Raw genomic sequence first — 11,447 nt, forward strand, 5'->3', positions numbered from 1 at the left:
GCCAACAAACGATGACACATTTTCGCATTGCCCATTTAGTCACCCTATTTTTATCTCTATTTACTATAAGTCCATTTTTTGGTCAAACCACTTCAGAAACTAGAAGACCGAATATCATATTTATACTCACAGATGACCAACGTTTTGATGCTCTTGGTTATGCCGGTAATAAATTGATTTCTACTCCAGAGATGGACAGGTTGGCCAAAGAAGGAACCTATTTTAGCAATGCCATGGTTACAACACCTATTTGCGCAGCAAGTAGGGCAAGTATATTAACCGGTCTATACGAACGAACCCACAGCTATAACTTTCAGACAGGAAATATAAGACCTTCCTATATGGCACAATCGTACCCTCGTATATTGAAGGAGAATGGGTATAAAACAGGTTTTTTTGGCAAGTATGGCGTTCGTTATGATTCTTTGAACAAACAATTTCACGAATACGAATCTTATGACCGAAATGGGTCGTTTAAAGATAAAAGGGGCTATTTCTATAAAACTATCGGAAACGATACCATTCACTTAACTCGCTACACTGGGCAGCAGGCCCTTGATTTTATTGAGAAGACTTCGAAAGAAGAGCCATTTTGCCTGTCTTTGAGTTTTAGCGCCCCGCACGCACATGATGCTGCCGAAGACCAGTATTTCTGGCAACAAGAAAGCAATAATCTTTTGGCTGATACCACTATTCCACCACCGGTATTGGGCGAAGAGAAGTATTTTTTGCAGCAACCTGAATTTGTAAGGGAAGGCTTCAATCGAACCCGATGGCACTGGCGATACGATACACCAGAAAAGTATCAACATAGTGTAAAAGGTTATTACCGAATGATTTCCGGCATTGACCGGGAATTGGGAAAAATTAGAAATCTTCTTGAGAAAAAAGGGTTGGCACAAAACACCGTAATTATTCTAATGGGTGATAATGGATACTTTTTAGGAGAAAGGCAGTTAGCGGGTAAATGGTTGCTTTATGACAATTCGGTTCGGGTACCCTTGATAGTTTTTGACCCAAGACAAAGAAAGCAAAAAGATAGCGAGGCTCTCGCCTTGAACGTAGATGTACCTTCGACTATTTTAGATTTGGCCGGACTTTCATCCCCTGCTGAATGGCAGGGCAAAAGCCTAATGCCCTTAATAAAGGGTGAAGATAAAAATTTGGGAAGAGATACCGTATTGATTGAGCATTTATGGGAATTTGAACATATACCACCCAGCGAAGGTGTACGTACTAAAGACTGGAAATATTTTAGGTACGTCAATGACCAATCGGAAGAGGAGCTTTATTTTCTAAAGAATGATCCGGAGGAAATTCAAAATTTAGCGGCTAATTCGAAGTATGAATCCATATTGGTAGCCTTTAGGAACAAAACAAACGAGCTAATCAAAAAATATAGCGATGCCTATTCTCAAGGGCCGACAGAGCTGACCGTGGAGATGATTCGACAGCCGGAAGGTCTAAAGGTACTTGACTTGCAACCAGAATATAGTTGGGAGGTACCAAAAACGGCTGTGAATCAATTAGCATATCAGATTCTTGTAGCTTCATCCCAAGAAAATGTAGATAAGAATCTAGGTGATATTTGGAACAGCGGTCAAGTACGTTCAAGTGAATCAACCAATATAGAACAGGCGGAAAAACTCCAAGCCGGAAAAACCTATTATTGGAAGGTTCGAATTTGGGACGAAGACAACCGGTTAACGGCCTATTCGCAACCTCAAGAGTTTACCACATCTGATAAAATCGAAAAGAACATTACAACGGGCAATAGATTTCAGGTGGATACCATTACCCCAAAAGCGTTCGAAAAAAGAGAAAATTTCTTTTTTATAGATTTTGGAAAGGATGCTTTTGCCACACTTAAATTCAATTATAGGGCTACGAAGGCTCATACGCTCACTTTTAGAATTGGCGAGCAATTAAAGAATAGCCATATCAATAGAGAGCCTGAGAAACGAAGCCATATTCGCTATCAAGAGATTAAAGTACCGGTTACACCCAATCAAACCGAGTACCTACTCCCCATACGAAAAGATAAAAGAAACACCTTGCCCGGTAAGGCATTGCCCTTGCCAGAGGGCTTTCCTGTGCTGATGCCATTTAGATATGCCGAAATAGAGGGGGCAGAAAATCCTATTTCATCCCAAGATTTTGTTCAATTGGCCTATCATAGTTATTGGGAGGATGATACCAGCGGCTTTGAAAGTGATAATGATATTCTGAACCAGGTTTGGAATTTATGTAAATACTCGATCAAGGCAACTACCTTCAACGGACTTTATGTAGATGGAGACCGGGAGCGAATTCCGTATGAGGCCGATGCCTATCTCAATCAATTGAGCCACTATACAACAGACCGCGAATATGCGATTGCTCGCCAGACCATAGAATATTTTATGGAAAACCCCACTTGGCCCACAGAATGGCAGCAACATGTGGCATTGATGTTTCATGCCGATTATATGTATACCGGCAATACTGAGCTGATTAAGAAATATTACGACCGGTTAAAGCATAAGACCCTTTACGAACTGGCACGCGAAGATGGGCTGATCACATCAACAAGAATGACCCCTGAACTCATGAAAAAGTTGGGCTTTCCCGACGATTTGGAAGAAACTTTTAGAGATATAGTTGATTGGCCACCCGCCAATTGGGGAGGCGACCCGAATGTAACTGGCGAACGCGATGGTTTCGATTTTAAGCCATACAATACCGTAGTGAATAGTTTTTACTACCAAAACATGCTTATAATGGCAGAGTTTGCCAAAATAATGGGTAGGGAGAATGAAGCATTAGATTATGAATTACTGGCCTTAAAGGCCAAAAAGGCGATCAATGAAAAGCTTTTTAATAAGGAGACAGGCGCTTATGTAGATGGTGAGGGATCCAACCATTCTTCCATACATGGCAATATGATGCCTTTGGCTTTTGGTATTGTTCCAAAAGAACATGAAAAATCGGTAATCGAGTTTATAAAGTCGAGAGGAATGGCCTGTAGTGTTTATGGAGCCCAGTATTTGATGGATGGGCTTTACCGGGCCGGAGCAAGTGATTATGCTTTTGATTTGTTGACTTCAACCTCTGATAGAAGTTGGTATAATATGATTCGTATCGGTTCTACCATTACCTTGGAGGCCTGGGATATGAAATACAAACCTAATGCCGATTGGAACCATGCTTGGGGGGCTGTGCCTGCCAATATAATTCCTCGCAGACTATGGGGTATTCAACCAAAAGAAGCTGGTTTTAAAGTAGCTCAAATTCGTCCGCAACTAGCAGGGTTGAATGAAAGTACCATTGAAGTCCCCACAATACTTGGTTCCATTAAAGCCGATTATAAAAAAGTGAACAGTCGATTGAAAACTTATACCATTTCTATACCCGCAAATATGGTAGCTGACTTCGTTTTGGAAGATATGAATGAAATGGTGGTTACCCATAATGGGCAAAAGGTTAGCACAGCTTTTAAAAGCGTGAGATTAACACCGGGTGAACATAAAATAAAATTGACGGCCAACTCTTTTTAATTATTTATTATTTTAACAAACTTTAAATCAATTTTTTAAAAACAACCTCAAAAACTTCAATTACAACTAAAACTCAACTTATGACTTACGCATTGCGCCTGATGAAATATGTACTTAGGCTACTACCTATCGTATCTATCACCTTATTGACAGCTCAAAAGATCGATTCAAAAAATGTCGAGGCTTCTATGGTCAAGGCGATGGAATGGCAAGAGCAGCATCCCATTTTTACTTCATCACCCACCGATTGGACCAATGGAGCCTACTACGTGGGTGTTTCTAAGGCACATGAATCGACCAATAATCCCATTTTTTCTTCCGCCGTTAAAACCATGGGTTATGTAAATGAGTGGAAACCTTGGGACCGTTTTTACCATGCCGATGATATTATTATTTCCTATTCGTATCTCTATGTTAATGAAATAAGAAAAGGCATGGTCGACCTTGAACCGATCGAAAGGTTTTTGGTCGATCATCTATACAAACCGCACCCTTGGCGTGATGGGGTAGAGGGTACTGATCAACAGATTCTTTGGTGGTGGTGCGATGCTCTTTTTATGGCACCGCCGGTACTTACGGTTTATTCAAAAATTACAAACGATAAGAGTTATTTGGATAAAATGCATGAACTCTATCTGGAGACTTATGAATTATTATACGATAAAGAAGAACATCTCTTTGCCCGCGATATCAGGTTTCTTTGGAAAGGAAATGAAAAGGATTTGAAAGAGGAAAATGGAAAGAAGATTTTCTGGTCTCGTGGTAATGGATGGGTGATAGGTGGCTTGGCCCTTATTTTAGAAGACATGCCCGAAGATTATGAGCATCGCGATTTTTATCTGAATCTTTACAAAGAGATGGCTACCAAAATTAAAGAGGTTCAGCATAGCGATGGGTTGTGGAGAACCAGCCTCTTGTCACCCGAGTCTTATGACCACGGAGAAGTGAGCGGAAGCGGCTTTTACACCTTTGCCCTAACTTGGGGAATCAATAATGGTATTCTTAATAAAAAGGAATACACACCAGTAGTCACAAAAGCGTGGAACGCCCTACAAAAATGCCAAAAAGAAAACGGAATGGTCGGCTGGGTTCAAGATATTGGCGCTAGCCCTGAACCGGCTTCAGCAGATAGCTGGCAAAACTTTGGTACAGGTGCCTTTTTATTGGCCGGGAGTGAAATACTAAAATTGAACCAGTAGAAAAGATATCAATAATGAAAACGGAAAAGCAAAAACCAGTTGACGCCTCAACAATTTCTAGAAGAAAGTTTTTACGAAATTCTGCACTAGCGGCCGGCTTAGTGACCATAGTACCTAGACATGTGCTGGGTAAAGGGTACGTTTCACCAAATGATAAGATAAATTTAGGCTACATCGGTCTAGGAAAACAGGGAAGTATTCTTTCCAACCGTTTTACGGGCGAAACTCAGGCTCAAGTGGTTGCTGGCAGTGACGTGTGGTCATCGAAAATGGAACGTTTTAAGTCGATAGTTGAGGGTTATTATGCAGAAAAGCGCGGGGTATCAAATTACAATGGTGTAGCTACTTATTTACATTATAACGAGATGCTCGAAGACAAAAATATTGATGGTATAGTTGTAGCGACCCCTGACCACTGGCATGCGATTCAATCTATTGATGCCATGAATGCCGGTAAAGATGTGTACTGCGAAAAACCGATGACCAATACCATCGTTGAAGGAAGAATTATGGTAGATGCGGCTAAAAAGAATAAAACGGTTCTTCAGGTTGGCAGCATGCAAAGGTCTTGGGAAAAGTTTAAAAAAGCTCAAATGATTGTTAGCTCCGGCCAATTGGGCAATATAAAAAAGGTTTTGGTTAATGTGGGCGATCCTGCACGAGCTTACGATTTACCTACCGAGCCTACCCCAAATGGTATTGATTGGAATTTATGGTGCGGCCCCGCACCATTATTGACCTATCATCATACGATTGCACCCGAGGTGGTAGACAAGTATCCGGATTGGCGTGATTTTAAGGAGACCGGCGGGGGTATTCTTTCCGATTGGGGTGCCCATATGTTCGATATTGCCCAATGGTGTTTGGGGATGGATAGAACCGGTCCTGTGAAATATATTCCTCCAAAAGACCCTAATGCAGTTAGAGGTTTAAAAATGTACTATGAAAATGGAATAGAAATGGTACATGAAGATTTTGGTAGGGGATGGGCCGTACGTTTTATTGGCTCGGAAGGGACGATGGATGTAAGTAGGGGGTTCTTAGAAACTACACCAACTAACATTTTAATGCCGAATGGAGGTAATCCCGCCGAACAATTTGAAGATAGAGGCAACCATTATGAAGACTGGCTTGCTGCTATAAGAAACAGGGGAACCACGATTTGTGATGTAGAAACCGGCCATCGTTCGGCGAGCGTTTGTAATGTTGCCAATATTGCATACGAATTAGGCAGAACCATCGAATGGGATCCCGTAAAGGAAAAGTTTAAGGGAGATAGAGAAGCCAACAAACTTAGAAAAAGAAAGAACAGGAAGTATTAAGATATATTGACTACTACTAAAAATGGCGCCATTGGTTAATGGCGCCATTTTTATTTTTTTTGAATAGCCCTTAGTTCTAAGTGGTGTACCATTCATACATTTTGCTGATACCTTCTTCCAATTCAATATTATGCTTCCAACCAAGATCGTGCAGCTTGCTTACATCGGTAAGCTTTTTCATAGTACCATCCGGTTTATCGGCATTGAATTTCAAGACACCTTCAAAATCGACCAATTGCTTGATGGTTTCCGCAAGTTCTCGAATAGAGACATCTTTACCCGTGCCAATATTGATATGGGTATTTCTAATCTCTTTTTGGCCCTTTTCATAGGTATCTTCAAAGTTCCTGTTCTCCATAATGAAAACACAAGCCTCGGCCATATCTTCTGACCATAGAAACTCACGCATTGGTTTGCCGCTACCCCAAATTTCAACAGAAACGTTCCCATCAGATTTGGTAACTCCGTATTTAGAAAGAATTTGAAGAATTTCATTTTCTTCGGCAGTTTCACCAACTGATTCAATAGGTCTGTTCTTCAAGTCGGCCCGAATGGATGTCCAATCATTGCGTTCCAATGCTTTTCCTAAATGCATTTTTCTAATGAGGGCCGGTAATACGTGCGATTTTTCTAAATTAAAGTTATCGTTAGGCCCGTACAGATTGGTAGGCATCACAGAAATGTAATTGGTACCATACTGTAAATTGTAACTCTCGCAAAGTTTAATGCCGGCAATTTTCGCAATAGCGTAAGGCTCATTAGTATACTCCAAAACATCTGTTAGAAGGTAATCTTCTTTCATCGGCTGAGGGCACTCTTTTGGATAAATACAGGTACTGCCTAAGAAGAGCAACTTTTTAACCCCATTGAGATAACTGTGGTGAACCACGTTGTTCTGAATCATGAGATTGGCATAAATGAAATCACCACGATAGGTATTGTTGGCAACGATACCGCCAACCTTGGCCGCAGCCAAAAAAACATAGTCCGGTTTTTCTTTCGCAAAGAATTCACCAACGGCATTACCATCGACCAAATCCAATTCAGCGTGTGTTCTAAAAACGAAATTGGTATAGCCTTTGGCTTTGAGTTGTTTTAAAATGGCACTGCCCACCAAACCTCTATGCCCAGCTATGTAAATCTTGGAATTTTTATCCATTTTATTCGAAATAGTTCATGATACGGTATCCACCATCTTTTAGATAAGTGTCTTTCTGCATCAATTTCAAATCGCTCTGCATCATATCTTTTACCAAATCTTGAAGTTGGTATTTTGGTACCCATCCCAATTTATTATTGGCCTTACTCGGGTCACCAATCAACAAATCGACTTCGGTCGGTCTAAAATATCTAGGGTCGACAGCTACGACTTCTGTTCCTTTTTCCAATTGGTATTTTGGGTCGTTACAAGAAACAACGTAACCTTTTTCGTTTACACCTTCACCTTTGAACTCGAGTTCGATACCGGCTTCGCCAAAACTCATTCTAACAAAATCTCTTACTGTAGTAGTCTTTCCAGTGGCAATTACCCAATCTTCAGGTTCGTCTGCCTGAAGAATCATCCACATCATACGAACATAATCTTTGGCATGCCCCCAATCTCGTTTGGCATCAAGGTTTCCTAAATACACTTTATCTTGAAGACCCAATGCTATTTTTGAAGCTGCACGGGTGATCTTTCTGGTCACGAAAGTCTCCCCTCTAATGGGCGATTCGTGGTTGAACAGAATACCATTACAAGCGAACATTCCGTAAGCCTCACGATAGTTCACCGTAATCCAATAGGCATACATTTTAGCTACCGCATATGGACTACGAGGATAGAATGGAGTTGTTTCAGACTGAGGTACTTCTTGAACCTTACCGTACAACTCTGAAGTGGAAGCCTGATAGATTCTTGTTTTTTTCTCTAAGCCTAGAAGGCGAACTGCATCTAATATTCTAAGGGTGCCGATACCATCTGCGTTCGCAGTATACTCAGGTGTTTCAAAAGAAACTGCAACATGACTCATAGCGGCCAGATTGTAAATCTCATCGGGTTGAATTTCTTGAATAAGGCGAATAAGATTGGTGCTATCGGTCATATCGCCATAGTGCAAATGCAAATTTCGGTTCTCTACATGGGGGTCTTGATAGAGGTGGTCAATTCTATCGGTATTGAACAAAGATGACCTTCTTTTAAGGCCATGCACTTGATAATTCTTTTTAAGTAAAAATTCAGCCAAGTATGCTCCGTCTTGACCTGTAATTCCTGTAATCAAACACTTTTTCATTTGCTAAAAAGTTTGTCGGTTCCAATAATATTTGCACAAATATGGATAATAAAAGTAGTATCATCATACCGTTTTCAACAAAATTTAGATTATTTAATGATTACCAAATAAGTCAGTCTAAATTTTGATTATATGATGGCGCAAGTTCTATAGATAATGCAAATTAATAATGTTCAAGTTTATAAAGTTGGCCTTTTAAATCATTTGATTTTTCAGATGATGGAAGCAAAGTCTTGAGCTAAGAATGAGGATGTTGCCAACCCTCGCGATAGCTTCTTTTTAGAAGCTTAGTAGCTTCAGGGTCGTTCAAAATAAGTTGTTGTTCTTGACTGTACGAAAGAGGGCGTTGCAAAGCCAGAGCCATATTGGCCAAGATACAACTCGCGGTAGAAATATGTCCTTCCTGTATGTTCGCGACCGGCTTTGAACCTGTTTCAATTGCAGCTAGAAAGTCTAGCATATGGCCTCGGGTGGCGGGTGCTGCATGAAGTTCTATATCTTTTTCCGTTACGTCTTCGGGGTATTTTTCACGTTCGTAAATAACATCTTTATGAATTTTCTTTCCATCTCCAACCGGAACAAAGTCATATTGCATGACGCTTCCCGATAGCGTACCCTTTTCCCCAAAAATTTTGAAGGCCCAAGGGTATTCAGGGTCGGGAGCAGTACCCCATGTTCGATGTTTCCATATACACTCCATTTCCTCAAATTCAAATACGGCATTTTGGGTATCGGTTATGTTTGCTTTGGCATCTTTTTGAACGTAAATGCCTCCCGTTGAACTAATTCTTTTGGGCCAACCTAAATCCAACATCCACCGCACGGTGTCGAGCATATGAACACACATGTCGCCCACTATACCATTTCCATATTCCATAAAGGCTCTCCATCTTCTATGGGGCAGGCCATCGAATTCTCGCATGGGTGCAGGACCTGTCCACATATCATAATCAAAAAAATCAGGTATAGGTGCTTGCGGCCTGTTTTGTGTATCACGCATATGATAATAACAGCAGATCTCTACATGTGAAACCTTTCCTAAAAGGCCGGCATCAACAATGTTCTTTTTGGCCTCGATGAGGTGAGGTGTGCTTTTACGTTGCGTGCCTACCTGTACTACTTTACCATACTTTTTGCTTGCGGCGATCAATGCTTCTCCTTCGAGTACATCAACACTAATTGGTTTTTGCAAGTAGACGTGTGCACCTGATTTCATCACCTCAATACCCTGTAGCGCATGCCAGTGATCGGGCGTACCGACCAGAACAACATCTAAATCACCTTCAGCCAACATTTTTTTATAGTCGGAATACGTCTTCGGTTTCTTGCCCGACTTCTGACGTTTGCTTACCAAATCGGCCGCTGCCGCTAGCATTTGGCTATCGACATCGCAAAGCGATATTACTTCTACGTTCGTTACTTGAATGAGCCTAAAAAGATCACTTTTACCGTACCAACCTGTTCCGATAAGCCCAACTCTTAAAGGCTTTTCCCGGTAAATTAGATCAAGGCCATATGCACCAAATGAAGAAAGAGCCATGGCGGCAGTAGTGCCTTTTAAAAAGTTGCGACGATTAATGTAAAAATTTTTGCCTTGCATTTTAATGATTTTTGGTTGATGATCTAAAGATATTTAAATCTATATAAAATAAGGGCCAAATATTTGTTGAGTATATAATTTGATATATTTAAGACTTCAAACTTAACGCTATTCAAAAAATGAAAATTCAGCACTTCTTTTTAACTCTTTTGTTTTTCTCAAGTCAGGTTATTTTGGCCCAAGTGGCACTTCCCCATATTTTTTCGGACCATATGGTCTTACAAAGAAATGACGAGGTGAAGATTTGGGGTTGGGCAGGCACAGGTGAAGAACTAGTACTTACTACCAGTTGGGATAGTAAGGAATATAATGTAAAAACACCTATTACCGCTCAATGGGAGGTTGTTGTAAATACTCCTGAGGCGGGTGGGCCATACCAGGTAAATGTGAAGGGTAGAGATAGCGAAGTAGTACTAAAAGATATTCTCATAGGTGAGGTTTGGGTTTGTTCAGGACAGTCGAACATGGAGTGGAGTGCAACCACGGCCGCAGGAATAGATAATGCACAGGAGGAAATAGATCAAGCCAACTACCCCAAAATAAGACTTTTTACCGTACCCAGAAGAACCTCTGAATTTCCGCAAGATGATTTGCCCGGTAATTGGGAGGTATGTTCTCCCGAAACAATGAAGTCTTTTAGTGCGGTGGGTTATTTTTTCGCACGCCGTCTTCAAAAAGAACTGAATATTCCGATTGGGCTAATTGACAATGCCTGGGGAGGTACCCCTGCCGAGGTATGGGCGACTAAATCTGTCTTTGATGAAAATGAAGACCTTAATGCCGATGCGCAATCTCTGCAGGAAACACCGTGGAGCCCAGTCACGCCATCTTTTCTTTATAACGGAATGGTGCATGCCATAACACCTTTTAAAATTGCCGGAACCATTTGGTATCAGGGTGAGTCAAATGTTAATCGTCATAGTCGTTATACCAAGTTATTCTCTGAGATGGTAGCCTCTTGGCGAAATGCTTGGGGGTATGAGTTTCCATTTTATTTTGTTCAGATTGCACCTTATAAGTATGATGTGCCTGAAGTAGGCGCTTATTTAAGGGATGCACAAAGAAGAGCAGAGCAGAATATTCCTAACTCGGGAATGGTGGTAGTAAGCGATATTGCCACGGTAAACGATATTCATCCGCCCAATAAGCAAGATGTAGGTTTACGATTGGGGAATTTGGCATTAAAACAGACCTATGGTAGTTATGATGGCGAAGTTCGTGGGCCACTTTATAAGTCCCATGAAATTAAGGGTAAAACTGTAGAATTGACCTTTGATCACTCCGAAGGGTTGATGGCGAAGGACAAAAAACCAACGCATTTTGAAATAGCATCGGCAGATGGTACTTGGCATGAAGCAAAAGCCAAAATAAAAGATGGTAAAATATTGTTGTCTTCAAAAGAGGTAAAAGAGCCCACAAAGGTAAGGTTTGGGTGGGGTAATATTGCCGAACCTAATTTGTTTAACGAAGCTGGCTTGCCAGCATCGGCATTTATTACGGAATAAATTCCTTTTGGT

The 11,447-nt window shown here is 41.0% G+C and carries 7 protein-coding genes; 4 read left to right on the forward strand and 3 right to left on the reverse strand.

The features are described from left to right. The first annotated feature begins 11 nt into the window (after positions 1 to 11). The 3 genes from IL356_RS15550 to IL356_RS15560 all read left to right on the forward strand — a co-directional run bounded on the left by IL356_RS15550 (position 12) and on the right by IL356_RS15560 (position 6,057). Complete coding sequence (locus tag IL356_RS15550) at positions 12 to 3,536, forward strand: sulfatase-like hydrolase/transferase (protein ID WP_121848435.1); 3,525 nt, start codon at positions 12 to 14, stop codon at positions 3,534 to 3,536. Between the two features lie 80 nt (positions 3,537 to 3,616). Then, positions 3,617 to 4,735: a glycoside hydrolase family 88/105 protein gene (locus IL356_RS15555; protein ID WP_121848436.1), complete on the forward strand. Its 1,119-nt coding sequence runs from the start codon at positions 3,617 to 3,619 to the stop codon at positions 4,733 to 4,735. Between the two features lie 14 nt (positions 4,736 to 4,749). Then, a complete protein-coding gene (locus IL356_RS15560; protein ID WP_121848437.1) occupies positions 4,750 to 6,057 on the forward strand; it encodes a Gfo/Idh/MocA family protein in 1,308 nt (435 codons plus the stop codon). A 76-nt stretch (positions 6,058 to 6,133) separates the two neighbouring features. Here IL356_RS15560 and IL356_RS15565 read toward each other — a convergent pair whose 3' ends face one another. The 3 genes from IL356_RS15565 to IL356_RS15575 form a co-directional block, all read right to left on the reverse strand. Then, positions 6,134 to 7,216, reverse strand: coding sequence for a GDP-L-fucose synthase family protein (locus IL356_RS15565; protein WP_121848438.1), 1,083 nt, complete (start codon positions 7,214 to 7,216; stop codon positions 6,134 to 6,136). A gap of 1 nt (position 7,217) precedes the next feature. Then, positions 7,218 to 8,330 (reverse strand): GDP-mannose 4,6-dehydratase, encoded by a 1,113-nt coding sequence (gene gmd, locus IL356_RS15570; RefSeq protein WP_121848439.1) that lies wholly within the window; start codon positions 8,328 to 8,330, stop codon positions 7,218 to 7,220. A 238-nt stretch (positions 8,331 to 8,568) separates the two neighbouring features. Then, a complete protein-coding gene (locus tag IL356_RS15575) occupies positions 8,569 to 9,930 on the reverse strand; it encodes a Gfo/Idh/MocA family oxidoreductase (protein WP_121848440.1) in 1,362 nt (453 codons plus the stop codon). A gap of 119 nt (positions 9,931 to 10,049) precedes the next feature. On the opposite strand from IL356_RS15575, the gene IL356_RS15580 reads away from it, so the two are divergent. Beyond that, positions 10,050 to 11,435, forward strand: a complete 1,386-nt coding sequence (locus IL356_RS15580; protein ID WP_121848441.1) for a sialate O-acetylesterase — start codon at positions 10,050 to 10,052, stop codon at positions 11,433 to 11,435. Positions 11,436 to 11,447 lie beyond the last annotated feature (12 nt).

It is taken from the genome of Euzebyella marina (assembly GCF_014855515.1).
GTDB classification, from domain to species: domain Bacteria; phylum Bacteroidota; class Bacteroidia; order Flavobacteriales; family Flavobacteriaceae; genus Euzebyella; species Euzebyella marina.

Excerpts from the sequence above, each read along its gene's own strand:
- IL356_RS15555 (WP_121848436.1), top strand. The coding sequence starts at position 3,617 with ATGACTTACGCATTGCGCCTGATGAAATATGTACTTAGGCTACTACCT.
- IL356_RS15580 (WP_121848441.1), top strand. The coding sequence starts at position 10,050 with ATGAAAATTCAGCACTTCTTTTTAACTCTTTTGTTTTTCTCAAGTCAG.
- IL356_RS15575 (WP_121848440.1), bottom strand. The coding sequence starts at position 9,930 with ATGCAAGGCAAAAATTTTTACATTAATCGTCGCAACTTTTTAAAAGGC.
- IL356_RS15565 (WP_121848438.1), bottom strand. The coding sequence starts at position 7,216 with ATGGATAAAAATTCCAAGATTTACATAGCTGGGCATAGAGGTTTGGTG.
- IL356_RS15560 (WP_121848437.1), top strand. The coding sequence starts at position 4,750 with ATGAAAACGGAAAAGCAAAAACCAGTTGACGCCTCAACAATTTCTAGA.
- gmd (WP_121848439.1), bottom strand. The coding sequence starts at position 8,330 with ATGAAAAAGTGTTTGATTACAGGAATTACAGGTCAAGACGGAGCATAC.
- IL356_RS15550 (WP_121848435.1), top strand. The coding sequence starts at position 12 with ATGACACATTTTCGCATTGCCCATTTAGTCACCCTATTTTTATCTCTA.